At 50.9% G+C, this 25024-nt stretch carries 19 protein-coding genes; 9 read left to right on the forward strand and 10 right to left on the reverse strand.

Annotated features, from left to right (window positions below; all coding sequences use genetic code 11):
- Positions 1-51: 51 nt before the first annotated feature.
- Positions 52-774, forward strand: coding sequence for a hypothetical protein (locus tag NNO08_RS01835; protein ID WP_271456061.1), 723 nt, complete (start codon positions 52-54; stop codon positions 772-774).
- 110 nt (positions 775-884) lie between these two features.
- Here the strand turns inward: NNO08_RS01835 and NNO08_RS01840 are convergent, their stop codons facing one another.
- Positions 885-2279, reverse strand: a complete 1395-nt coding sequence (locus NNO08_RS01840) for a cytochrome-c peroxidase (RefSeq protein ID WP_271456062.1) — start codon at positions 2277-2279, stop codon at positions 885-887.
- A gap of 426 nt (positions 2280-2705) precedes the next feature.
- Between NNO08_RS01840 and NNO08_RS01845 the strand changes: the two genes are divergently transcribed.
- Positions 2706-4355: an alpha,alpha-trehalase gene (locus NNO08_RS01845; protein ID WP_271454422.1), complete on the forward strand. Its 1650-nt coding sequence runs from the start codon at positions 2706-2708 to the stop codon at positions 4353-4355.
- 38 nt (positions 4356-4393) lie between these two features.
- Here the strand turns inward: NNO08_RS01845 and NNO08_RS01850 are convergent, their stop codons facing one another.
- Complete coding sequence (locus NNO08_RS01850; RefSeq protein WP_271456063.1) at positions 4394-5983, reverse strand: STY4199 family HEPN domain-containing protein; 1590 nt, start codon at positions 5981-5983, stop codon at positions 4394-4396.
- Positions 5984-6394: 411 nt separating this feature from the next.
- On the opposite strand from NNO08_RS01850, the gene NNO08_RS01855 reads away from it, so the two are divergent.
- Positions 6395-6745, forward strand: a complete 351-nt coding sequence (locus NNO08_RS01855; RefSeq protein ID WP_271456105.1) for a glycoside hydrolase family protein — start codon at positions 6395-6397, stop codon at positions 6743-6745.
- Between the two features lie 18 nt (positions 6746-6763).
- Here the strand turns inward: NNO08_RS01855 and NNO08_RS01860 are convergent, their stop codons facing one another.
- Together NNO08_RS01860 and NNO08_RS01865 are read right to left on the reverse strand one after the other, a co-directional pair.
- On the reverse strand, positions 6764-7366 hold the full coding sequence (locus tag NNO08_RS01860) for a helix-turn-helix transcriptional regulator (RefSeq protein WP_271456064.1): 603 nt from the start codon (positions 7364-7366) through the stop codon (positions 6764-6766).
- A gap of 367 nt (positions 7367-7733) precedes the next feature.
- A complete protein-coding gene (locus NNO08_RS01865) occupies positions 7734-8492 on the reverse strand; it encodes an SDR family NAD(P)-dependent oxidoreductase (RefSeq protein WP_271456065.1) in 759 nt (252 codons plus the stop codon).
- Between the two features lie 119 nt (positions 8493-8611).
- On the opposite strand from NNO08_RS01865, the gene NNO08_RS01870 reads away from it, so the two are divergent.
- The 3 genes from NNO08_RS01870 (at position 8612) to NNO08_RS01880 (ending at position 12253) form a co-directional block, all read left to right on the forward strand.
- Positions 8612-9511 carry a LysR family transcriptional regulator gene (locus NNO08_RS01870; protein ID WP_271448724.1) on the forward strand — a complete coding sequence of 300 codons (900 nt, stop codon included), beginning with the start codon at positions 8612-8614 and terminating at the stop codon, positions 9509-9511.
- 70 nt (positions 9512-9581) lie between these two features.
- Positions 9582-10580, forward strand: coding sequence for an inner membrane protein YhjD (gene yhjD / locus NNO08_RS01875; protein ID WP_202037475.1), 999 nt, complete (start codon positions 9582-9584; stop codon positions 10578-10580).
- Positions 10581-10930: 350 nt separating this feature from the next.
- A complete protein-coding gene (locus NNO08_RS01880) occupies positions 10931-12253 on the forward strand; it encodes an MFS transporter (protein WP_137382029.1) in 1323 nt (440 codons plus the stop codon).
- A gap of 82 nt (positions 12254-12335) precedes the next feature.
- On the opposite strand, the gene NNO08_RS01885 is transcribed toward NNO08_RS01880, so the two are convergent.
- A complete protein-coding gene (locus tag NNO08_RS01885; protein ID WP_271456066.1) occupies positions 12336-14396 on the reverse strand; it encodes an AsmA family protein in 2061 nt (686 codons plus the stop codon).
- A gap of 77 nt (positions 14397-14473) precedes the next feature.
- Complete coding sequence (pdeH, locus tag NNO08_RS01890) at positions 14474-15241, reverse strand: cyclic-guanylate-specific phosphodiesterase (RefSeq protein WP_271440399.1); 768 nt, start codon at positions 15239-15241, stop codon at positions 14474-14476.
- Positions 15242-15469: 228 nt separating this feature from the next.
- On the opposite strand from pdeH, the gene NNO08_RS01895 reads away from it, so the two are divergent.
- The gene (locus NNO08_RS01895; protein ID WP_271456067.1) at positions 15470-16399 is read left to right on the forward strand and encodes a sugar kinase; all 930 of its coding nucleotides are present in this window, start codon (positions 15470-15472) and stop codon (positions 16397-16399) included.
- A gap of 58 nt (positions 16400-16457) precedes the next feature.
- Here NNO08_RS01895 and NNO08_RS01900 read toward each other — a convergent pair whose 3' ends face one another.
- The 4 genes from NNO08_RS01900 to NNO08_RS01915 form a co-directional block, all read right to left on the reverse strand.
- The gene (locus NNO08_RS01900) at positions 16458-17951 is read right to left on the reverse strand and encodes a M16 family metallopeptidase (protein WP_271440397.1); all 1494 of its coding nucleotides are present in this window, start codon (positions 17949-17951) and stop codon (positions 16458-16460) included.
- A gap of 222 nt (positions 17952-18173) precedes the next feature.
- Complete coding sequence (gene dctA / locus NNO08_RS01905; RefSeq protein ID WP_048213643.1) at positions 18174-19460, reverse strand: C4-dicarboxylate transporter DctC; 1287 nt, start codon at positions 19458-19460, stop codon at positions 18174-18176.
- Between the two features lie 157 nt (positions 19461-19617).
- Positions 19618-21624 (reverse strand): biofilm formation regulator HmsP, encoded by a 2007-nt coding sequence (hmsP, locus tag NNO08_RS01910; protein WP_271456068.1) that lies wholly within the window; start codon positions 21622-21624, stop codon positions 19618-19620.
- 226 nt (positions 21625-21850) lie between these two features.
- Positions 21851-21958, reverse strand: a complete 108-nt coding sequence (locus NNO08_RS01915; RefSeq protein WP_202037470.1) for a type I toxin-antitoxin system toxin Ldr family protein — start codon at positions 21956-21958, stop codon at positions 21851-21853.
- Between the two features lie 426 nt (positions 21959-22384).
- On the opposite strand from NNO08_RS01915, the gene megL reads away from it, so the two are divergent.
- Positions 22385-23581: a methionine gamma-lyase gene (megL, locus tag NNO08_RS01920; protein WP_271440395.1), complete on the forward strand. Its 1197-nt coding sequence runs from the start codon at positions 22385-22387 to the stop codon at positions 23579-23581.
- Between the two features lie 117 nt (positions 23582-23698).
- Positions 23699-24997, forward strand: a complete 1299-nt coding sequence (locus NNO08_RS01925) for a transporter (protein ID WP_271454429.1) — start codon at positions 23699-23701, stop codon at positions 24995-24997.
- Positions 24998-25024 lie beyond the last annotated feature (27 nt).

Genomic DNA, 25024 nt, shown 5'->3' on the forward strand with positions numbered 1-25024 from the left:
CACAGTTATTACACAAATAAAAAAGAATAATTTCACTTAGGTGTATATTTCATGCCAAAAAGTAAAAGCAGCAATTGTATCCTGGTCATTGAATCCCCCTGGAAACTGGATGATCATGATTCAAATCGTTCTTCGGTCGTTCCCTTTATTCAAGGGATCGCCAGACTTCAGGGCGATACTGAGGTCTATTTTCTGAATTTCTACAATAAAAAGAGCTTCGAAATTGCCCTTGAATGCCTTTGTATGCAGGTTTTTCGCAATGCGATTGTTTACGTGGCAGCACATGGTAGCGAATCACACATCAGTGGCATTCTGCTCAAAGATATTCTTCAAGCAGTCAGAGAAAAAGCCGCAGACAATAACATCAGCGGGTTGATGCTGGGATCGTGTTTTGCAGGAACCAAAACTCAACTGTTGAAAGAGCACACTCAGGGAAGTGGTTTGCGTTGGTGTGCAGGTTACTCTTCATCATGCGACTGGTTGACCGGAACGATGATTGACTGCGCTATCATCAGTAACGCCCTCAGCATCAAGAAATCACATTACGCTAGTCGCGAGAAAATGGTTCAGGCTTTCGCTGCTGCCGTCGCGCCTTTTGCGCCCGGCGCAATCATCGGCCAGAACAAAAAAGACAACGGCGTTCCCCTTTCTCAATCGTTGAAGATTGTTATTCAACCTGAAGGTCAGGGATACCATGCTCTCGTTTCCTCCAACGAAATATTTGCACAAGCACAGGAAGGCTACGTGCAGGAAGAAGAGCAAGAAATAGCTTAACTTATCGCCTGATATCGACGTGCTGTTGCAACCGAGCGGGCATGTTATACCCGTTCATTGAGGAAAATTATCCAGCCTGCAATACATGTCAGGCTGGATAACGCCAGGAATTATTTACCCTGCATATACGGCGTATATACCCCGTTGAGGCTTTCAAGGAACGCCACGATATCGTCGATATCTTCCTGTGGCAGTTCTTTACCCACCTGATAACGCAGCATCAGTTTCACCGCGCCATCGAGCGTCGGTACATCGCCACGATGGAAATAAGGTGCAGTTAGCGCAACGTTACGCAGACCCGGTACTTTCTGACGCAGCTTGTCACGTAATTCATTCGTGACGTTCATCCGGCCAATATCTGCCGCGGTGACTTCGCCAAAATTAAAGTCCTTTTTCAGCCCCAGAGGCTCGAATGAGCGTCCACCTAGAATAATACCGCCATGACAGGTCGCACACTTATTTTCCTTAAACAGCTGATAACCCTGTTTTTGCTGGGCTGTTAACGCCGTTTCATCACCACGTAACCACTTATCAAATGGCGAATTTGGCGTAATAAGCGTTTTCTCAAACTCAGCAATCGCATCAGTAATATTGTCACCACTAAATCCCTGTGGATAAATCGCGATAAATTGTTGCTTCAGAAGCGGATCTTTATCCAGTTTCTGGATAATTTCATCCCAGGATTTCGATGCCATTTCAATGGGATTTAACGGCGGGCCACCCGCCTGAGCTTGCAACGTCGGCGCACGTCCATCCCAGAATTGCTCCACATTAAACACCGAGTTAAATACCGTCGGCGCATTGATCGGCCCGACCGCTCCGCCTACGCCAATTGACGTTTTTCTGCCATCCACACCGCCCGCATTCAGGGCATGGCAGTGCGCACAAGAAATCGTGCTGTCGCCAGAAATCCGTGGGTCATGATAGAGCGTGAAACCGAGCGCCACTTTACGGGCATCTGTCGGGATACTTTCCGGTATCGGTTGCACCGGTTCGTTGCGATGTTGCGCTGCCGTATCACTGCTGGCGTAGTACTGCTCGCGTTGTTTTGCGATCCAGCCAAGAATCTCTTTGCGCTCAGCATCACTAACCTTACCGGCCCAGTGCAGCGCGGTATAACGCGTTGGTGGCATGGTGTCGTACTGCATCACCCATTCAATTTTATTCAGATCGCTTTGCGAAACGGGTTTATCCGCGACCAGTGCCGCACGTACGGCTTCAAGATTGAAGGATTTATAGCCCAGTTGAATATCATAATTCATCAACTGTTTAGCGACAGGAAAAGAAGAATAGAAAGGTAATTCCGCTGAAGGGGTATGACAATAATCGCATCCTTTTTCGCGTAAAAACCCTAATACTTTATTATTTTCTTCCAGCGTAGAAGCCTGAACATCAGCTTGTTTACTACGTTGATTATCGTGATACCACACATAACCGGATAATCCAAAATAACAAATCACGATGCCTGCTATAGCAATCGCGGTAAGACGGGTAATGATTTTCATTATTTTACCCTCACTGTTGTGAGTTATTGTGACCCAGAAAATTAGAATAATTAATGCACAGTCTTTGTCAGACCTGACCATCATAGGAAATGGAGGGATTACTTTTTTGATAAGTATCAATCAATTACATGGGCGGGAACTATCGATAGAATAGCCTGCGCCTATTATAAGAATGAGCCGTTACCTGGTTCTATTCACACCTCGTTGCAATCGAATGTTCTGAAAATGAAATCGTTTTAGATTGCGAAGAATTATAATTTTCCCATTGTTATCATTGGGATAGTTTTATTTCTTTATTATTGATAAGCATAAAAACGTGATCGACCGCACGCTTTACTCACCCGGCACCGAAGCGAATGTCTACGCTTAACAGACGACCAGGCAATAGCCTTAGCATTTCAACCGTTACCGGAGGTCTTTCTCATTATGCTCAACCAGAAACTACCCCACGCCCCTTCAGAAGAACTGACGATCGACGTCGATCTACTTTATGAAATGGATCCGTGCGAGTTAAAGCTGGATGAAATGATTGAGGCGGAGCCTGAACCGGAAATGATTGAGGGACTTCCCGCCTCGGACGCGTTAACCCCCGCCGATCGTTACCTCGAACTGTTCGAGCACGTCCAGTCCTCAAAACTGTTTGCTGATAGCAAAACCTTTCCCGACTGCGCCCCCAGAATGGACCCACTGGATATTTTGATTCGCTATCGTAAAGTCAAACGACACCGGGACTTTGACCTACAACGCTTTGTCGAGAACCACTTTTGGCTGCCGGAAACCCCCACCAGCGAATATGTTTCCGACCCTGAAAGCTCGCTGAAAGAGCATATTGATCAACTGTGGCCAGTGCTGACTCGCGAGCCGCAGGATCATATTCCCTGGTCTTCACTGCTGGCGCTACCGCAGTCATACATCGTGCCAGGCGGACGCTTTAGCGAAACCTACTATTGGGATTCCTACTTCACCATGTTGGGTCTTGCAGAGAGTGGCCGGGAAGACTTACTGAAATGCATGGCAGATAACTTTGCCTGGATGATCGAAAACTATGGTCACATCCCGAACGGCAACCGCACCTACTACCTGAGCCGCTCCCAGCCACCGGTCTTTGCGCTAATGGTCGAACTGTTCGAAGAAGATGGCGTACGCGGCGCTCGTCGCTATCTTGATCATCTCAAAATGGAGTACGCGTTTTGGATGGATGGTGCCGACTCGCTGGTACTTAATCAGGCGTACCGTCATGTTATCAGAATGCCGGACGGTTCTCTGCTCAACCGCTATTGGGACGATCGTGATACCCCGCGCGATGAGTCCTGGCTTGAAGATGTAGAAACGGCTAAGCATTCAGGTCGACCACCAAATGAGGTTTATCGGGATCTACGTGCGGGTGCGGCCTCCGGCTGGGATTATTCATCACGTTGGTTGCGCGATACCGGTCGCCTCGCCAGCATCCGCACCACTCAGTTCATCCCGATTGACCTGAACGCATTTCTCTACAAACTGGAAAGTACGATTGCGAACATTTCTGCATTAAAGGGAGAGCGAGATACCGAAGCACTGTTTCGCCAGAAAGCCAGCGACCGCCGTGCCGCCGTGAACCGCTATTTGTGGGACGATGAAAATGGCTGCTATCGCGATTACGACTGGCGACGTGAGCAGATGGCCCTCTTCTCTGCTGCCAGCATCGTTCCGCTGTATGTCGGCATGGCGACCCATGAACAAGCTGACCGACTCGCCAACACGGTACGCAGTCGCTTACTCACGCCAGGCGGCATTTTAGCAACCGAGTATGAAACCGGTGAACAGTGGGATAAACCCAACGGCTGGGCACCGTTGCAGTGGATGGCGATTCAGGGGTTTAAACTGTATGGCGATGACCATCTCGGCGATGAGATTGCCCGTAACTGGCTGAAGACGGTTAATATTTTTTATCAGGAACACCACAAGCTAATTGAAAAGTACCATATCGCTGACGGCACGCCGCGCGAAGGCGGCGGTGGGGAATATCCGCTGCAGGACGGATTTGGCTGGACGAATGGCGTGGTGCGCCGATTAATCGGTTTGTACGGTGAACCGTAAATGTCTGACGGCCTGATGCCACGAAATGCATCGGGCCGTTAGTTAATGGCATCGTACAGCGCGGTGTGGATTTTCTGCCATTTCTTGTTCTCTGCATTGGGATCTGCACGCACACGCAGTTGGGCCTGTTCCACATCATACTGCTGACGAGCAACGACCTCCGGTGTAGAGCAGAAACTGTGTAGGTAGCTTTTATGCAGTGACGTTAGTGATGCGCCATTCGACATGGCATGGCTGAGCGTATTCATAAACTGCTGGCAGGGCCTGGCCTCATCCATCTGTGAGGGATATCGCAGCAGCAGCTTCAGAACGGCGGTATTCCCCGCGGAAAATGCCTGCTCCGTCCACGCCAGCTTCCAGTCCATACCCCCTTGCAGGAACAGTGACGTGACGCGGGTATCGTTGCGATCGATAGCCGCTCGCATATTAAAGGTATCCCATGTAATGCCCATTCGGGTCACCGATTCTCGCGCGGAAGGTGCATCACGCCGCGGCTCCTCCTGTACTATCTCAACAGCTTGCCCTGAAGATGCTTGCGGTGCGGGTGCATTGAATAGCCAGAAAGCACCCAGCGAGATCGCCAGTACCATGACACCGACAGCCACCCACAGCATGCCGGAAATCAGTTGTTCGCGCTCTTCGGCCGTGCGCTGCGCTCGTTTTTCAGGAGGATCGATACTGTCGGCTATTTCCTTTTTATCGCCTCCAGCCTGCTCGTCTTTTTGCCTTGCCGTTTCCCAGAATTGACGAACTGTCGACTCATCAGAGTCCAGATATGATGCGGGATTGATACGTGTTCGGCGCTCTTCAAACGCCCGCTGCACAGAATGCGTAATTTGTTGGTACTGGTAATTTAACAGCATCAGCTGTACTGACGTCAGCGGTTGCTGAGCAATGACCGCGTTTCGTGCCAGTCGGCAATCATCCAGAAACATCCGCAGCGTTAAGCGCGGTTCGACAAACAGCATCAACACTGACGTATCATTAAAAATCTGCGTAAAGTGACGAACAAATAGCTTCTTATCGACCACCATCAACGCCAGTTCGCTAAACAACATGCCATCCAGCGCATCACGCCCTTCGCCCAGCTTTAGCCAGCGGCGCAAGCGTTCGGCGCCAAAGTGCTGCTTCAGGAAACTGTTTAGCGGATGCTGATCTGGCCATACCCGAGCGACGAGGGCTTTGAGCGTTAACTCTATTGCGCGAAGCTGACGCTGCGCCCGCATCTGCGCATCCGGCCCCCCGATTTCGATATCGGTTTGATAGTTCAGGAGCGGCTGTTGCTGGCGTAATTGCTCCAGGGCCGCTACAAAACGCAGCGCGGAAATCAGTTGGTTTTCACTGACATCCTGGCCACTTTCATACTGAGGTACACTCTGTTGAAGATGGCGTAAGCGCAACGTGAACTGGCTGAGTTGCGCATCATTCATCTGCAAACGTCTGGCAACAGCCCCCCAACCGCCCAAATTCAGTCGGGCCTGATCGAGTTGCTCCAGAAACCAGCGCGGATCTTTGCCCTCGGCCACATGGACGCCTAATAGCAGCAAAATTTCCACCGACGCCTGACGGATGATCCCCAAACAATGTTCGAATGGCGCACATGTCGCCTGTAACGCGCTATTGGTCATTATCTTCCCTAAAAGAGCCCAGAAAGGTGCGGCCTCACGATGTATTCGTTATCTTTTTATAAACGTGGTACTGCGCAGAATTGCGCCGCAGCACACTAGAACACATTCATATAACAAATAAATGTGTTTTGCAGTGACAACGGCAAAATCATTGAAATTAATTCTGGAGATAAACCCGTGCCTGTGTTGAAAACAGCGCGACCGCCTCACAATGACGGAGAGTGACTGGCTATGTCTGGTGATTCGCAATAGCATATCGGGAAAAGTGCCTGAGATGACAGGATGTTCAGCCGGTAAAAACGTGAGTGCCGCCCCTTAAGTCGTAAGGCGTTTATGGCCAAAAATGGCCATATGGCAACTACGTCTGCTGATAATTATCTTTATACTGTTTTTCTTTTAAGAGAAATCATTATGCCGCATTGCGCCACTCATTTTACCCCCGCCGGTATTGCATTTATCAAGCAATGGCAGGGCCTGTCGCTGGAAAAGTATCAGGATAAAAATGGTGTATGGGTCATTGGCTACGGGCATGAAATTACACCCGATGAAACCTTTGTTACCCCCATTTCAATGGCGCAGGCAGAGGCCCTGCTGATCGCAGATCTGGATATCTGCAAAGCATTAATACGCACAAATAAACCTCAGCTTAACGACCCGTTTCAACAAGAAGTCTTTATTGCGTGGATGCTAAGTGTTGGGATAACGCGCTTTTGTCACGCAGAAATGTGGTCGATTAATATTTCACAGCCAGATAGCGTCTGACCGTGAAATAAATATCAACTATAGAAATTCATTTAACATCATTGCCGCCTGGGTACGGTTTTTAACTTCCAGGCGCTGATAAAGTGACTCAAGGTGGGCTTTTACCGTTCCGGTACTGATATTTAACAGCCGACCAATTTGCTTATTTGACTCACCAGCCGCCAGCATGGTCAGGATCTCTCGCTGGCGAGCGCTTAATGTTTTTATATTTTGCCTACTGCTATCGTTTGTCGCTAAGTGATCCCTGGGAAGAAACAACATGCCCATCGCAACGCTGTTAAGCGCCAGGGTATAGGTTTCTGCATCCGAGTCCCGTGGCACAATGGCCAGCACGTTTAATTGCATCGCATCCTGCAGCCATTTCTTACTGCAATCAGTGGCGGAGATCAGCACCTTCACCGTTGAAAAAGAGTGTGCAATCTGTTGCAACAAGCCGCAGCAAAACACACCGTCGAGATCGCCATCCAGCATGAGCAGCGCATCTGGGGTGTTTTCCAGTTTTTGCCAAAGGTCATCTGCCTGACTGACACCCTGAACATTCACTCCTGGAATTCGTTGCTGCAAACTTACATTCATTCCATGAATAAATATTGACTGCCTGTCAAACATTATTACCTGCATTATTAACTCTCCGTCTGAAAAATAGTGGCTTTGAGACGTGAAAGGGTATTATTCACGAGGAAAAATAAGAACTCACCATTTGGCAGGGGTCATTCTACCGATAACAGAAGAATAAAGAAGCAGGAGTTATGAATAGTTACAGCTCAAAAAAAAGGATTACACAAAGCGGGCAGAACAGGATAGATTTCTGAGATATTCCTCATTTATCGCGGGTCAGAACTCCTTATTAATATTAATTTTTCGGAGAATACATTTTTAGCTGAAAATAAGAAATCCTGAACAAACAATGAATATGTTACAAATGACAATATAGCATTAAGTGCTCATTCAACAGATACTGCGTCTATTGAATAAGCACGTTGCAGCGTTACAGGAACATCCCGCCAGATACCTCAATACGTTGTGCCGTCATCCAGGCGAGCTCATCGCTGAGCAACGCGGCGATGGCAGCACCGATATCATCCGGTAACCCGACGCGTCCCAGCGCCGTTTGCGAGGCAATGTACGCATTCAGTTGCACGTTATCGCGCACATTCCCTCCGCCAAAATCGGTTTCAATCGCGCCCGGCGCAATGATATTTGCCGTAATACCGCGTTCCCCCAACTCTTTAGCCTGATAGCGGGTGAGCACTTCCATCGCCCCTTTCATGGCGGCATAGGCGCTGTAGCCCGGTAGAGCAAAACGCGCCAGACCAGTCGAGACATTGAGGATTCTTCCCCCTTTGTTCATCAGCGGAAGAAGACTCTGCGTCAGGAAAAATGGCCCCTTAAACTGGATGTTCAACAGTTGGTCAAATTGCGCTTCGGTGAATGCAGAGTACGGCGCATTAATGCCGATTCCGGCATTGTTCAATAAATAATCAAACCCTTCACTCTGCCACTGTGTCTTTAAGGTGTGCTTCATCTGTTCAACGAAGGATGGGAAAGTTGAAATATCGCCGACATTTAACGGTAATGCCGCTGCTTTTCCACCAGATTGCCGAATTTCATCCACAACCTGCTGCGCCTCTTTTTCATTGCTGTTCCACGTCAGGACGATACCTATTCCTTTGTTCGCCAGCTTAAGTGCCGCGTTTTTACCGAGCCCACGACCGCCACCGGTCACTAATGCGATACGTTGCGTCATAAGAAACCTCATTTCAGGTGTTGTGATGATTGAGACAAAGCTTATTAGGTGGTAGAAGAACAATAAATATCGCTAATTGCGCATTACTGTTTCATACAGAACAACAATAGGGCATGGGAATGGATAAAATTCACGCAATGCAGTTGTTCATCCGCGTCGCAGAACTGGAGAGTTTTTCGCGTGCGGCAGACACCCTTGGACTTCCTAAAGGTAGCGTATCGCGCCAAATTCAGGCCCTGGAAAATCACCTGGGTACGCAACTTCTGCACCGCACCACCCGGCGCGTTCAGCTGACGCAGGACGGTATGATCTATTACGAACGTGCAAAAGATCTGTTGAGCAATCTGGATGAACTGGATGGGTTGTTCCATCACGATCCAGCCAGTATCAGCGGTAAGCTGCGCGTCGATATGCCGGTTGGCGTGGCGAGAAATCTGGTCATGCCCCGCCTGCCCGCCTTTTTGCATCAGTATCCGGGGCTGGAGCTTGAACTCAGCAGCAGTGACCGCCTGGTAGACTTAATTCGTGAGGGTTTCGACTGCGTCGTACGCGTTGGCACACTGAAAGATTCGGGGTTGATTGCTCGACCGCTGGGGAAACTCACGCAGATTAACTGTGCCAGTCCACAGTATCTGGCCCGCTTTGGTTATCCGGAAAGTCTGGAGGATTTGGCCTCACATGCTGTGGTGCATTACTCGGTGAATTTGGGTACGCGCGCACAGGGTTTCGAGGTGGCTACAGACAATGGGACTGCATGGGTAAAAACGGGCGGCATGCTGACGGTGAACAGCACCGAAACCTATCATGCAGCATGCCTTGCCGGGCTGGGCATTATTCAGGTACCACGCGTCGGGGTGCGTGAAGCCCTTCGCGCCGGTACGCTGGTTGAAGTGCTGCCGCAATATCGGGCCGAGCCCATGCCCGTTTCTTTGCTGTATCCACATCGCCGTAACCTTTCCCGCCGGGTACATCTGTTCATGGAATGGTTGACCGGTGTGATGAAAGACTATGTGGATTAGCCCATTTTCCGGGAAGTGGGTCTGAGCGGCTATAATGTCATGAGTAAACAAAATAAGGACTACCGATCGGATGACGCAGGAACACGACGCAAAACACCCTACGCCTGAACAACAGCAAACCACCACAACGCCGGTGAAAAACGCCAAAGCGAACCAGGCGCTGAAAACAGCCATAACCTTCGCAGATAAAATTCAACGTCAACCTGTTATCGCCCACCTGATCCGCGCTGCAGAGCGTTTTAATGACCGAATGGGGAATCAGTTTGGCGCAGCCATCACGTATTTCTCGTTTCTGTCGATGATCCCTATCCTGATGGTGTCGTTTGCGGCGGCCGGTTTTATACTCGCCTCACACCCCACGTTATTACAGGATATCTTCAGCAAAATATTGCTCAACGTTAGCGATCCGACGCTGGCCTCAACGCTGAAAAACACCATCAATACTGCCGTTCAGCAACGTACCACCGTGGGTCTGGTGGGGCTTGGCATCGCCCTCTACTCTGGTATCAACTGGATGGGAAACCTGCGTGAAGCGATTCGTGCACAGTCGCGGGACGTCTGGGAACGCACACCGCAGGATCAGGAAAAAATATGGGTTAAATACCTGCGTGATTTTGTCTCATTGATTGGATTGCTGATTGCGCTGATCGTTACGCTGTCGATTACCTCCATTGCCGGTTCTGCCCAGCAAATGATCATCTCGGCACTGTATCTCGACGGCATTGAATGGCTGAAACCCGCATGGCGGTTGATTGGCCTGGCGATCTCCATTTTCGCCAACTATTTGCTGTTCTTCTGGATTTTCTGGCGCCTGCCGCGCCATCGTCCGCGCAAGAGAGCGCTGATTCGTGGCACATTTATCGCCGCGCTGGGCTTTGAAGCGATCAAAATGATTATGACGTACACGCTGCCATCGTTGGTGCAATCACCGTCAGGCGCAGCATTTGGCTCTGTACTTGGGCTGATGGCATTTTTCTACTTCTTCGCCCGTCTGACCTTGTTCTGCGCGGCCTGGATTGCGACCGCAGAATACAAAGATGACCCGCGCATGCCGGGGAAAACGCAATAGTCACCGCCGGATGAGTTGTGAATTGCCGGATGGCGACGCGCGCGCCTTATCCGGCCTACGGGTGAGTTGTGTAGGCCGGATAAGCGCAGCGCCATCCGGCAATTATAATGCCGTCTGCTCTCACCGATTTAGTGAATAAATCCAACTCGTAACTTTTATTTAACCAAAAACCAGTTTTATCAACTAAATTTTAAATTATGTGAAGCATTTCATAGAAGTGAAAACGCCAGCCTAAAAATTATCCTCTTTTTGACTTTATTTTGACCAAGCTCAGCGTTTGTTACAGATTGAAATGTCTCTTTTGCTGTGCGTAATATGGCCTTTCGTTCGACCCAAAATAAGAAAATATTATGCAAGCAACCGCTACAACACTCGATAACGAACAGGAACACGCCCCGGTCAACTCGCGCAATAAAGTCGTCGTCGCTTCGCTCATCGGCACCGCTATTGAGTTCTTCGACTTCTATATTTACGCGACCGCAGCGGTGATCGTGTTCCCCCACATCTTCTTCCCGCAGGGTGACCCAGCGGCGGCAACGCTACAGTCGCTGGCTACCTTTGCTATCGCCTTCGTGGCCCGTCCGATCGGCTCTGCCGTATTCGGCCATTTCGGCGATCGTGTTGGACGTAAAGTCACGCTGGTTGCTTCACTGCTCACCATGGGGATTTCAACGGTCGTCATCGGTCTGCTGCCGGGTTATGAAACCATCGGCATTTTCGCCCCGTTGCTGCTGGCGCTGGCGCGTTTTGGCCAGGGTTTAGGCCTGGGAGGTGAATGGGGCGGTGCTGCACTGCTGGCGACGGAAAACGCGCCACCGCGTAAACGTGCGCTGTACGGTTCATTCCCGCAGTTGGGTGCGCCTATCGGTTTCTTCTTCGCTAACGGCACGTTCCTGTTGCTCTCCTGGCTGTTGACTGATGAGCAATTTATGAGCTGGGGATGGCGCGTACCTTTCATCTTCTCTGCCGTACTGGTTATTATCGGTCTGTACGTCCGTGTTTCGCTCCACGAATCACCGGTATTTGCCAAAGTCGCCGCAGCGAAAAAGCAGGTAAAAATCCCGCTGGGCACTCTGCTGACAAAGCATGTTCGCGTGACCATCCTCGGCACATTCATCATGCTGGCGACCTATACGCTGTTCTATATCATGACCGTCTACTCGATGACGTTCAGTACCGCCGCAGCACCTGTGGGTCTTGGCTTACCGCGTAATGACGTATTGTGGATGCTGATGATGGCGGTGATTGGCTTCGGTGTGATGGTACCAGTGGCAGGTCTGCTGGCCGATGCGTTTGGTCGTCGCAAAAGCATGCTCATCATCACCACGCTTATCATTCTGTTTGCACTGTTTGCCTTTAAGCCGTTGCTGGGTTCCGGTAACCCGGTGCTGGTGTTCGCCTTCCTGTTGCTGGGATTGAGCCTGATGGGGCTGACATTCGGCCCGATGGGAGCACTGCTTCCGGAGTTGTTCCCGACCGAAGTTCGCTACACGGGCGCATCATTCTCGTATAACGTCTCGTCGATCCTCGGTGCCTCTGTTGCCCCCTATATTGCCGCATGGCTGCAGGGGAACTACGGTCTGGCGGCGGTAGGAACCTATCTGGCATCAATGGCGGCGTTAACCCTGGTCGCCCTGCTGTTAACCCATGAGACACGGCATAAGTCATTGTGATTTTTTGCCGGATGGCGGTGTAAGCCCTTCTCCGGTCTGGATTGAGCATACAATCCAGGCCGGATAAACATCCGGCCAGACATCACTGCTTCATCTGCGACAAAATCGTCCGACACTGATTCGTTTCGTTTTCCGACGGAGAAATTAGCGCCAGCAGCGCCGCCGCTGGCGTAACCAGCGTTGCCAGCGCGGCAGCCACCGCACCGCGTGCAATCAACGGCCCAGCTTTTACTCCGGCCTGTGGGTTCTTAAATGTCCCGCGAACATACAGCGGTGAACGCAGGGTAATAATACGAATACCTTTGCTCTCCGGGTCGATGGTTAAATCCAGTTGCTCCGACGCAAAACTCGCGGTCCCGGTCACATTGATCACCGCATTTTCCGTATCAAAAGCAAAGATTTGAGGACGCGCCACGCCGTTAACGATATCCAGATTCGCCGCCGCGCAGTTCACCCGGACCTCGTCGTCACCGAATATTTGTCCGACGATATAGTTACCCAGATTCAGCCCAACGATCTCCATCAGATTGCGACTGACCAATCCATCATTCATCAACAGCTTCAAATTACCGTTGCTGTTACCCAGCAGCGCAGCCACTGAATTTCCACTGCCGCTCAACCGGGCGTCACCGTTCATCTCACCAAGCGTTTTCTGCATCAGCGCCACATCCGGCATCAGCGCTTTTAGCTTAAGCCGCCGCGCCTGAATATCCGCCTGCCCCCGCATCGGCTTTTTATCGCCTTCCAGATGGATGCTGGAAACAATGCTGCCCCCTGCCAGACCAAATTTCAGTGGCTGCAGGCGCAGGTCAGCATTTTTCAGGAGGATATGGGTGGAGAGATCGCTGATGGGCAAGCGGCTACCGTGCTCAATCCGTTGCCCTTTGAAACGCACGTCAGCATCCATCACGTTCCATTTATCGGTTTCAAAACGATCATATGGCAAGACTTTGCCGGCGGGTTGCACGCTGTTCTCACCTTTGCGTCGTTCAGATTGTTTTGCCCGCTCGGCCCCTTTACCCGAATCAATGCCAATCAACGGTCCTAAATCCGCCAGTCGCAGTTGGCGTGATTCAACGTCGCCTTTCAGCATCGGGCGCGGCTTGCCGGTGGTATAGGTAAGCGTTCCGTGAATATCGCTATCGCCAATGCGACCATTAAAATGGCGGTATTCAAAAAGAGAGGACTTTTCTGGATCGATTTTCGCCACCAGACGGCCATCCGTTTCAAACGGTGGCGTATCCGGTAACAGCACACCGGTCAAATCGTATAAATCCCCGAGTGAATCCCCAGAGAATTTAAGCCGTAGATCGACACCGCCCATATTCATCGGATCATTTATCGTGCCGCTAAATACCACACGCGTGTTGCCCGAGCGAAAGTCAGCCTGTATCGGAAAAGGGGTACCTTCGCCGCGTAACGCCAGCATCCCGCCTATTTTCCCCGTTCCGGTTAGCGGTTCACCGTTGTAGCGGCCCTGGGCTTTCAGACCAAAAACGTAATCCTCAACGCTGGCACCCCCTTCTTTGCTGTTGGTGCCTGTCACTTCGCTAAACGGTAGCGGCTTGCCTAAGGGATCGACCAGGATCTCCAGCTCAGATTGCGTCACCTTATCGTTAACAGCGATACGCCCTTGATCGAACAGAATGTTATCCAGGCGAAATGACCAGGCAGAGGGAGTGGCATTCGGATCGCGGTTTTTATCCCCAGCGAGCGTAAAGGTCCAGTTGTTGTTTTCCTCCGACAGCCGGATGAGCCGCGCATCGGGTTTCACCAGCTTGACCCACGGTAACCAGATGGTTTTTGTCAGCAACGCCAACGGGGCAAGCGTCGCCTCAACACGGGGGAGATGTACCATTGTGACGTCGGGAATATCTGGCGGGTTGCCGAGGATAATATCTTCAGCATGAACATGCGGCCATGGAACCCAACTGCGCCAACCGGTTTCCTGCTTCTGGCGTTCCCAGACGACGCCCAGGTCACCGCGTATGGCGAATGGACGGTTGAGTTCAGTAGAGACTTTCTGGTTGATGGTCGGTTTGAGCCGGTTCCAGTCAAATGTCGCAATCACAATAATGAGCACGACGATCAGCAACAAGAAAATCCCTGCTATAGATGTGGTTATTTTGCTTGTTTTCGTCACGTTTTCCTCCTGACTTCCTCCCTTGCCTGTCCTAAAGATAGTCCAGCAGGGCGAAAAGGAGGCACGCTACATCCGCATCAAAGCGACAGAATCACCTCGTCAAGGGTGCTCAACGGCACCGGACGAGAGAGGAAATAGCCCTGTGCAGCAAACGCCGGTGAGTTTTGCACATCGCGCCACTCTTCCAGGGTTTCAACACCTTCAACAATCACGCCACGGCAATAGCGGTTCATAAGCTGGAGCAGCAAAGTGAAGAGGTTACGGCCTTCCGGCGTCTGACGCAGCATCACAAACAGATCCCGCGCCACTTTGATGTAGTCGTAGCTCACTTCGCTAAGGGCCGAGAAATTGGCCATCCCGGTACCAAAATCATCCAGCCAGAGCGGGCCGAACTCGCACATTGAGGCAAACGACGACCCCTTCGGCAAGCGGATATGCTCGACCAACTCAAAGCGCAACCAGGGCAGGCATTCAATGATTTTCAGGATCTCGGGGTCCTGGCGCATCGCAATGAGCGTCGGGCCATCGACATTGACGGAGGCCAGCAGATCGTGGGCTCTGAAAAAATCACTTTTCAGTTCAAGTTGTTCAAGTTGCTCTTTCACTACCTCAACGCGATGCCGAACAGCCACTTCAGCAAAATAACGGTCTGGCGCAATGCGTTGAGAAGGGTTATCAGGATGGCTCACGACGGTTAGCAGCTCAACGGCCATCAGCCGACCATTGGTCTGGTAAATGGGCTGATAAGTGTAAGCACGCTCGCACTGCAGCCAATAGCGTCGCTCCTGCAAGCATTCGATACTCGCATCTGGCGTAATTAGCTGCTGGGTGACCTGCTTTATCATCTGAGGTGTCCTGTAAATAAGAGTGTGACTGACCGGACTCGTCAAAGGTTATCGGCGCTCAGGCGCAGAACTTTACGTTCAGCAGTACGCAAAATAAAAACAGCAGCAAAAACGACACAGAACACGTTCTGGCTCAAAAAAATAATGGAACGTTGTTTTAATATAGTTGACCACTTAACACCCACAGCGCACACTAACGCTAATTTTTTTTCAGAGCAGGTTACGACTATGTCCAGGAAGATTGCCGTGATTGGCGAATGCATGATTGAGCTGTCACAGAAAGGCGCTGACGTTCAGCGCGGATTCGGTGGCGACACGTTGAATACATCCGTTTATATTGCCCGTCAGGTCGATTCTGCGGCCCTTTCCGTACATTATGTCACGGCGCTGGGCACTGACAGTTTCAGCCAGCAAATGCTGGAATCCTGGCAGGGCGAAAACGTCGATACGTCATTAACCCAGCGTATGGAAAACCGTCTGCCGGGTCTCTATTACATCGAGACTGACAGTACTGGTGAGCGCACCTTCTACTACTGGCGTAATGAAGCAGCGGCGAAATTCTGGTTGGAGAGCGAACAATCCGCCGCTATTTGCGAAGAGCTGGCGACATTTGACTATCTGTATCTGAGCGGAATCAGCCTGGCGATTTTAAGCCCGGCCAGCCGTGACAAACTGCTGTCGCTGCTGCGCGAGTGTCGTGCCAACGGCGGCAAGGTCATTTTTGACAACAACTACCGCCCGCGTCTGTGGAGCAGCAAAGAAGAAACTCAGCAGGTGTATCAGCAGATGCTGGAGTGCACCAATATTGCGTTCCTGACGCTGGACGATGAAGACGCGCTGTGGGGTGAAAAACCCGTAGAGGACGTGATTGCCCGGACTCACGCAGCCGGCGTAAAGGAAGTGGTTGTGAAGCGCGGCGCAGACTCTTGCCTGGTGTCCATCGAGGGTGAAGGACTTATCGACGTACCGGCTGTAAAATTACCGAAAGAGAAAGTGATCGATACCACGGCGGCAGGAGACTCCTTCAGTGCCGGGTATCTGGCAGTACGTTTAACCGGTGGCGATGCCGCTGAAGCCGCTAAACGCGGTCACCTGACGGCAAGTACCGTTATTCAGCATCGCGGGGCGATTATTCCACGCGACGCCATGCCGCAGTAACTATTATCCTTGTAGGCCGGGGGCGCTTCGCTTGCCCGGCCTACACGTTACGATAGCTTTACTGTACCGCCGGAATATCCGTCACTTCTGGGTGAGATTCATCCGTTTCAACCGGCGTTGCCACAGCAGTCGCTGGCACCATGATGCTATCCCATGTCGCCTGCAGATCCTTCATGTTGAACTCAGGTTCCCCTTTCGGCTGAAGCAAAATGAGAGCCATATCCTGCGATAGCTGCTGACGCAAATCCTGATTCAGCATCTCAACGGTCAGGCCATTAAGGAAGTTCTGCCGTAAACGCTGATACTGTTCTGGCGCGATATCCACCACCTGGTTTTGCAACGAGCGCAAACGCTGGCTGATCAAAATATCGGTATCAGTGCGGCCGTAGGTAGCAAACAGTTTCTGCAATTCCAGATTTTTTTGCGCCACCAGCGCATTGAACTCTTCTTCCGGCAGGCCCTTATCCCGCACTTTCGCCAGTTCACGTGCCACCGTGCCCAGGTTCGCATTTAGCTTATCGTTCGGCGATTCAACGTTAATGGCGCACTGTGCACGCAGGAACAGCACCCGACAATCAAAACCGAGGCCGATATCTTTTGCGTTGTTCCTGGATAACGTCTGCTGAATATGCCAGAACAGCGCTTCACGGGCTAAATCAGCACGCCAGTAGCGTAACAACGCGGCGGATTCACGAATAGGTTGCCACGGCGCGTCCCACATGATGGAAAGACGATCCTGACGTACCGCATCGGTCATAATGCTTACCGCTTCCGCACGCAGTGGAGAGAGCGTAGGCACCGGAGCCGGCGTTTCACGTTTTCCTTTTAACTCACCGAAGGTTTTATTGATTTGCTCAGCCACGCTGCGCGCGTCAACGTTACCGACGATAATGAGCGTCATTGCGTCCGGGGTGTACCATTTCTGGTAGAACGACTGAATTTTTGCTGCATCAATCGGCTTTTTCAGCGGATCGGCGGGATCGTGCCCTAACAGCGTGGAGCCTTTCAAACGATAACGCCACCACCCTTCTTTGGTATCCGTCGGCCATGTTGCCACCATATCTTCGCTGCTCAGCGCATGGTTAACCGTTTCAGGGGTAATGGTCAGCTTGCCGGAGATATTCGCCAGATATGAAAGCGACTCTTTCAGCAAGTCATTCCGGCTATTGGGTAAGCTAAGGTTATACAGCGTGGAATCATAGGAAACGATAACGGGCGGCATGGGGCGTTTAGGATCAAACCCCTGCTGCCACAGAGAACGGGCTTGCGTGGCATCAAGGCCACCGCTTTGCGTCAGCGCGATACGTGGGATCGCATGGCTAAAACCACTCTGTTGCGTACTTTCGGTGAGTGAACCGGTATTTACCAGCAGGCGAACCTCAATACGGTCGCTGGGGCGCTGGGGGGTGGCTAACACTTGCCACTGGAGACCATTCGCCAGCGTGCCCTGTTGCCACGCCGGGTCAGGCTGGAGCGCATCTGCCTGCACATAGCCGGCAGAGGCCATCATCAGCAAGCCGCCCGCTAAAAGTCGAATTTTTGTGCCCTGCATGTGAACCCCTGATCAACTATCCTGGTAATAAAAAGACAGCCCTGAGAAGGACCCTCTGAATATGACGTTAAAAACACTTCGTGTTAGACCGCAAGAACATAAAAATGTCACGGAAGAAGTGAAAAAATCCCGAAACCGTCGAACAGACAGTTTCAGGCTCAGGGGGTAATTATGCGCAAACGCCCGCAGTCCTGGAAGGGACTACGGGCATAAGTGACGAGATTAAGAGGATAAATCGTGCGTTTTGCCATCCGGCGCACGATTATTCAGCACATCATCAAGCTTTTTGTGGTCCAGTTCTTTCACCCACTTAGCCACAACGACCGTTGCCACACCGTTACCGACCAGGTTAGTCAGCGCACGCGCTTCAGACATAAAGCGGTCAATACCCAGGATGAGCGCCAGACCCGCTACCGGCAGGTGCCCTACTGCGGAAATCGTCGCTGCCAGCACGATAAAGCCACTTCCGGTCACGCCCGCTGCACCTTTCGAGGAGAGCAGCAGCACCACCAACAGGGTTATCTGATGGAAGATATCCATATGACTATTGGTGGCCTGCGCGATAAACACCGCCGCCATCGTCAGATATATCGATGTTCCATCAAGGTTAAACGAGTAGCCGGTGGGAATAACCAGACCAACGACGGACTTCCGACAACCCAGCTTTTCCATCTTATCAAGCATACGCGGCAGCGCTGACTCGGAAGAAGAGGTTCCCAAAACGATCAGCAGTTCTTCACGGATATAGCGGATGAACTTAAAGATGCTGAAGCCGGTTGCGCGGGCAATCGAACCCAGCACCACGACCACAAACAGGATACAAGTGATGTAGAAGCAGATAATCAACTGACCCAGTTGCACCAGCGTTCCGACGCCATACTTACCGATGGTAAAGGCCATGGCACCGAAAGCACCGATCGGCGCAAGGCGCATGATCATGTTGATAATGCCGAAAATAACCTGCGAGAAACTTTCAATTACGTTGAAAATCATCTGGCCTTTGCTGCCCAGACGGTGCAGAGCAAAACCAAACATCACCGCGAACAACAATACCTGCAGGATGTTGCCGCTGGCGAACGCGCCGATGACGCTACCCGGGATAATATCCATCAGGAAGCCCACGATCCCCTGGTCTTTTGCCTGCTCGGCGTAAATCGCTACCGCTTTGGCATCCAGCGTTGCCGGATCGACGTTCATCCCGGCACCGGGTTGCACCACGTTGACGATGATAAGACCAATGATCAGCGCAATCGTACTAACCACTTCAAAATAAAGCAGTGCAACCGCACCTGTGCGGCCTACTGCTTTCATACTTTCCATACCTGCAATGCCGGTAACGACAGTACAGAAGATAACAGGTGCGATGACCATCTTAATGAGCTTAACGAACGCGTCGCCAAGCGGTTTCATTTGGGCGCCTAATTCAGGGTAGTAATGGCCAAGGAGGATACCAATGGCAATTGCTGTCAGGACCTGAAAGTAAAGGCTTTTGAAGATAGAGGTTTTCATAGGGTGTCCTTAAAGTAAAAACCACAGGTCTTGTAAGGTTTTGTTTAACCTGCGGCCTTAAAGTAACACCCACACAACATGACAGAAATGCACCTGGATCATAATTGATACAAATTTGTTAAAAATTTTGAACTGGCTCGCACAAGCGCTACCTTTTTTAACTTTTGTAATCAGCTGATTCCTTCGCTAAATGGCGTTCTTCGAAGATATCTGCCGGAACCGGACGGGCAAACAGGAATCCTTGCGCGACTTCCACCCCTGCCTGTGATAACCAGTCGCGTTGCGCTTCGGTTTCAACGCCTTCCGCAATCATTTGCAAATTGAGACTATGAGCCAGCTGAATAATGGCAGAAATCATACTGCTATCCTCTGGCAGGCCTTCAACAAACATCTTGTCGATTTTGAGCACATCAACTGGCAGTGACTTCATGTGCTGCAACTGTCGCAGACCCGCATAGCCCATACCAAAGTCATCCAACGCAATGCGTACCCCCGCATTGCGCAGCGGACGCAGGATAGCGACAGCGGCGTTTGGATCATCGATATGCCGGCTTTCGGTAACTTCAAGAATCAAGGTGCCGGGCTTAATGCGATAACGGTTTAACAACTCCAGCAGATCCGACACCATACTAGGGTGCATCAGTTGTAGCGCAGACAGATTCACCGACAGCGGTAACATCAGACCTCGTTCCTGCCAGGCTGCAAGTTGGCGACAAGACTCCTCCAGCACCCAATATCCAACCTTCACCATCAGACCACAGGATTCAATCCTGTCGATTAACCCTTCCGGTAATTCCCAGCTTCCGTCTGCCTGCTGCATCCGCAATAAAGCTTCAGCACTCAACATCTTGCCGCTGGCGATCTCTACCTGCGGCTGCATCCACAACGCAAATTGCTGGTGATCAAGCGCGGTCAGAATGTCGTTCTCTTCGGTCAAACGCTGCTGTGCTTCTTCCATTTGTTGCGGATCAAAGAATTGGATCTGGTTTTTACCCTTACGACGCGAGGTTAGCACTGCCGATAGCGCGCGGCTGTATAGCTGTTCCGCCGTCAAATCGCCGTAGTACATCGCCACCCCAATATTGCAACTCGGGCGTAGCTGGATACCCTGAATCGGCAACCGTTCATTCATGATAGTGAGTACTTGCTGACCTAATGTGATTGCATGCCAGGGTTCCTTCACACCGTGCGCGATAATCGCGAAGTCATAGCCGCTCACCTGAGTAAGCACCATTCTGGGTGCCAGCACCGATCTCAGTTTCTCAACCAGCGTCAACAGCAGGATTTCCCGCTGGGTCTCGGTCAATACACCGGCGGTATCACGCAGGGTTTCGCAGGTGACAATCATCAGCGCAGTTGTTTGCGGGCCAGTAACAATCTGCTCAAGTAGTCCCATTAAGAACGTCTTATTTGGCAGCTCAGAGACCGGAAAGCGCATCGAATTGTCGTTCTGCTCTTCACTGTGGCGCAGGACCAGCTGCTGATTCAGGTTGTAGCTACGCACCAACATCCCAATCTCATCATCCTGATGCATAGGCGGTAATGCCAGTTGATAGCCGATCAGTTCCTGCTGCGGGATATCGTTCAGTTCGCGAGCAATTTTGCGTAACGGGTGCACAATCAGGCGGTTAATACACCAGGAGATGGCTACCGACAGGATTAACGACAAAAGTAAGTAAATGGTCACTAACGTTGAAAGCGTGCTCGTCACGAATTTGTACATGCGGTATGAATCCGCTTGTAACACCAGATACGCCAGCGGCTGTGGGTTGGCGGAGCGCTCAAGAGAATAGACCGGGAGCGAAATCTGCACCGGCAGTTCAAACAGTCGAGTCACCGTAACCGGAACGGGGCGTTCAGGGATAAAGCTCATCCGCAATGCCTGAAACTGGTTGGGCAGTACCACATCCGCGCGACTGACCACGCCAGCGGGCTGGATACGGCTTAAAATCATTTCCGCTTCGGGGATATCCCCCTTCAGGATGGCGGCCGACAGAGGTTCACGGACGGAGCGAGCGATGCTTTCCAGTTGCGTAGCCGTGTTATAGCGGTTCTGCTGGACCAAATGGAACAACAAAACGGTGCAAAAAATAAAAACAAACACCATGACAACGGCCGCAACCATCGCCATCTGCTTAATTGTTAACGAGCGACTGACACGCAAACTGACTCTCCACGGATAGACAAAAACTGCCGTCAGAGTATACCCCATCGTAGCGGTATTAAGAGAGGCGGTATCTGAAAACTTCCCTGTGTGCATTATCGCCGCAGGTTAGACACATGACGCTGGGATTTACCTGCAATTAAGGCGAAAAAGGCCGCAAAGTTGCCTCTGCGGCCCGGTTCGGGCGCATATTGCCATTACGGCAGCCAGACACCCATAAGGAGCATTACTTACTGTTACGTAGCCAGTTCACAATCAGGCTGGCAATAATACCAGCGATGATCGGCGCTGCCAGATCGTGCCAGAAAGCACTACCCAGTTGCATGAGCGTCATATAGCCGCCTGCGTTGCAATGGCAACTATTCACGGCTATTCTTGAGTTGTTCAGGTTCAAGTTAGCCCCCGTTTTGTTGCCAGGTTTTTACCGAACAACGTGCGGGGGTTTTCTCTTTCCAGCAACCTATGCCGCCGGGGATCAAGCCCCCGCAACATTGCGCCTCACCGGGATATCCCGGCTTGCCGCTGATTCTACGGTAACCTTTTCGCCCTGGCACCCCGGCGCCATCCACTCTGCGTGAAGCCTCGCAATTACGGCGCTACAAATCCGATATGGCTGGAAAGATTGTTGCCAGTTGGCAACTTTCCTGACGCTCTCCTGAAACAAAAATTATCTAATTCATTGATATTTAAATATTAATTTTCTGGCACAGCAATTGCTATTTGAATGTGAGCTGTTCTGTTCCGAATTAAAGGAGATATCATGTCTGACTGTCGTACTTACGGATTCAATACCCAGATCGTTCACGCGGGGCAACAACCCGACCCTTCAACCGGCGCGCTCAGTACGCCTATCTTCCAGACTTCAACGTTTGTTTTTGACAGCGCCGAACAGGGTGCCGCCCGCTTTGCGCTCGAAGAGTCCGGGTACATTTATACCCGTTTGGGTAACCCCACCACCGATGCGCTGGAGAAAAAGCTGGCAGTTCTGGAAAGGGGTGAAGCCGCGCTGGCAACGGCATCCGGCATTTCCGCCATCACCACAACTCTGCTGACGCTGTGTCAACAAGGTGACCATATCGTTTCTGCCAGCGCAATTTATGGTTGTACTCACGCATTTCTGTCGCACAGCATGCCGAAGTTCGGCATTAACGTGAGTTTTGTCGACGCCGCGAAACCGGAAGAAATCCGCGCCGCAATGCGGCCGGAAACTAAAGTGGTGTATATCGAAACGCCCGCCAACCCGACGCTCTCATTGGTCGATATCGAAACAGTGGCGGGCATTGCCCACCAGCAGGGCGCTTTGCTGGTCGTGGATAACACCTTTATGTCGCCATATTGTCAGCAGCCTCTGCAATTGGGCGCAGACATCGTGGTCCACAGTGTAACCAAGTACATTAACGGACACGGTGATGTGATTGGCGGCATCATTGTCGGGAAGCAGGAGTTTATCGACCAGGCGCGGTTTGTCGGTTTGAAGGATATTACCGGTGGCTGTATGAGCCCTTTCAACGCCTGGCTAACCCTACGTGGCGTTAAAACATTGGGCATTCGTATGGAACGTCACTGTGAAAACGCGCTGAAAATTGCCCGTTTCCTGGAAGGACATCCCTCCATTACCCGCGTGTATTATCCAGGTCTGACTTCGCACCCGCAGTATGAGCTGGGCCAACGGCAGATGAGCCTGCCCGGGGGAATTATCAGCTTTGAAATTGCCGGTGGCCTCGATGCTGGCAGACGGATGATCAATTCTGTAGAATTGTGCCTCCTCGCGGTCAGTCTCGGTGATACCGAAACCCTCATTCAGCACCCAGCGTCTATGACACATTCGCCCGTTGCGCCAGAGGAACGGCTTAAAGCAGGTATTACCGACGGACTTATCCGTCTTTCTGTAGGTCTTGAAGATCCAGAAGATATTATTAACGACCTTGAACACGCCATCAGAAAGGCAACATTCTGACCATTACGACCTGAACCGACGACGATCGGTTCAGGTCGTTGAGAATCAAGGCACAACAGTCTGGCTATACGCGCACTCCTTTTTTGGGGAGAACGGGTATTTTGGGCAGGGGGTTCTATGCAGGACAACACATTACAATTAAGCAACAATACAGCAACCGCCGTACCATTCTCAAAGAAAATACCATTTACAAAATACGATTTTGGCTGGGTATTACTCTGCATCGGCATGGCAATTGGTGCTGGTACAGTTCTGATGCCGGTACAAATTGGCTTAACCGGCATTTGGGTTTTTATTGTCGCCTTTATTATCGCTTACCCGGCAACGTATATTGTGCAGGACATTTATTTAAAAACATTATCCGAAAGTGAAACCTGCAATGACTACACCGATATTATAAGTCATTACCTTGGGAAAAACTGGGGTGTATTTCTCGGTGTAATTTACTTTTTGATGATTATTCATGGAATATTCATCTATTCATTATCCGTTGTTTTTGACAGTGCCTCATATATAAAAACCTTCGGGCTAACCGACACCGACCTTTCGCAATCAATCATCTATAAAGTGGCTATTTTTGCGGTACTGGTCGCCATTGCTTCCGGTGGAGAAAAGCTGCTGTTCAAAATCTCCGGCCCGATGGTGGTGGTAAAAGTCGGCATTATCATTATCTTCGGCTTCGCGATGGTCCCACACTGGAACTTCAGCAATATCAGCGCCTTTCCTGAAGCATCGGTCTTCTTTCGTGACGTTCTGTTGACCATCCCATTCTGCTTCTTCTCTGCGGTGTTTATTCAGGTGCTCAACCCCATGAATATCGCCTACCGCAAACGGGTGGCTGATCGGGTACTGGCAACGCGCATGGCCATTCGTACCCACCGCATCAGCTACATTACGTTGATTGCAGTCATCCTGTTTTTCTCATTCTCATTTACCTTTTCGATTAGCCACGAAGAGGCGGTTTCAGCCTTCGAACAGAATATTTCTGCACTGGCTCTGGCGGCGCAGGTCATTCCTGGTCAGATTATTCATATCACCTCCACGATATTGAATATTTTTGCTGTCCTGACCGCATTCTTCGGTATTTACCTGGGCTTCCATGAAGCGATTAAAGGAATTATCCTTAACGTGCTTAGCCGCGTAATTGATGTTGATAAAATAAACCCACTAGTGCTTACATTGGGTATTTGCACGTTTATCGTTATTACGCTGGTTATTTGGGTTTCGTTCCGCGTCTCAGTGCTGGTATTCTTCCAGTTAGGCAGTCCGCTATATGGAATTGTGTCGTGTATTATTCCGTTTTTCTTGATCTATAAAGTGGCGCAACTGGAAAAACTGCGCGGGCTAAAAACCTGGCTAATCCTGATCTACGGGATTTTGCTGTGCCTGTCGCCACTGTTAAAACTGATTGAATAATCCGATGACAGCGCCGTCAATGTCTGG

The organism is Citrobacter sp. Igbk 17, assembly GCF_028069775.1.
In the GTDB taxonomy this organism is placed as follows: Bacteria; Pseudomonadota; Gammaproteobacteria; order Enterobacterales; family Enterobacteriaceae; genus Citrobacter.

Bases quoted from the DNA above. Each gene is read 5' to 3' on its own strand.
- NNO08_RS01835 (WP_271456061.1), top strand. From the start codon at position 52: ATGCCAAAAAGTAAAAGCAGCAATTGTATCCTGGTCATTGAATCCCCC.
- NNO08_RS01840 (WP_271456062.1), bottom strand. From the start codon at position 2,279: ATGAAAATCATTACCCGTCTTACCGCGATTGCTATAGCAGGCATCGTG.
- NNO08_RS01845 (WP_271454422.1), top strand. From the start codon at position 2,706: ATGCTCAACCAGAAACTACCCCACGCCCCTTCAGAAGAACTGACGATC.
- NNO08_RS01850 (WP_271456063.1), bottom strand. From the start codon at position 5,983: ATGACCAATAGCGCGTTACAGGCGACATGTGCGCCATTCGAACATTGT.
- NNO08_RS01855 (WP_271456105.1), top strand. From the start codon at position 6,395: ATGCCGCATTGCGCCACTCATTTTACCCCCGCCGGTATTGCATTTATC.
- NNO08_RS01860 (WP_271456064.1), bottom strand. From the start codon at position 7,366: ATGCAGGTAATAATGTTTGACAGGCAGTCAATATTTATTCATGGAATG.
- NNO08_RS01865 (WP_271456065.1), bottom strand. From the start codon at position 8,492: ATGACGCAACGTATCGCATTAGTGACCGGTGGCGGTCGTGGGCTCGGT.
- NNO08_RS01870 (WP_271448724.1), top strand. From the start codon at position 8,612: ATGGATAAAATTCACGCAATGCAGTTGTTCATCCGCGTCGCAGAACTG.
- yhjD (WP_202037475.1), top strand. From the start codon at position 9,582: ATGACGCAGGAACACGACGCAAAACACCCTACGCCTGAACAACAGCAA.
- NNO08_RS01880 (WP_137382029.1), top strand. From the start codon at position 10,931: ATGCAAGCAACCGCTACAACACTCGATAACGAACAGGAACACGCCCCG.
- pdeH (WP_271440399.1), bottom strand. From the start codon at position 15,241: ATGATAAAGCAGGTCACCCAGCAGCTAATTACGCCAGATGCGAGTATC.
- NNO08_RS01895 (WP_271456067.1), top strand. From the start codon at position 15,470: ATGTCCAGGAAGATTGCCGTGATTGGCGAATGCATGATTGAGCTGTCA.
- NNO08_RS01900 (WP_271440397.1), bottom strand. From the start codon at position 17,951: ATGCAGGGCACAAAAATTCGACTTTTAGCGGGCGGCTTGCTGATGATG.
- dctA (WP_048213643.1), bottom strand. From the start codon at position 19,460: ATGAAAACCTCTATCTTCAAAAGCCTTTACTTTCAGGTCCTGACAGCA.
- NNO08_RS01915 (WP_202037470.1), bottom strand. From the start codon at position 21,958: ATGACGCTCATGCAACTGGGTAGTGCTTTCTGGCACGATCTGGCAGCG.
- megL (WP_271440395.1), top strand. From the start codon at position 22,385: ATGTCTGACTGTCGTACTTACGGATTCAATACCCAGATCGTTCACGCG.
- NNO08_RS01925 (WP_271454429.1), top strand. From the start codon at position 23,699: ATGCAGGACAACACATTACAATTAAGCAACAATACAGCAACCGCCGTA.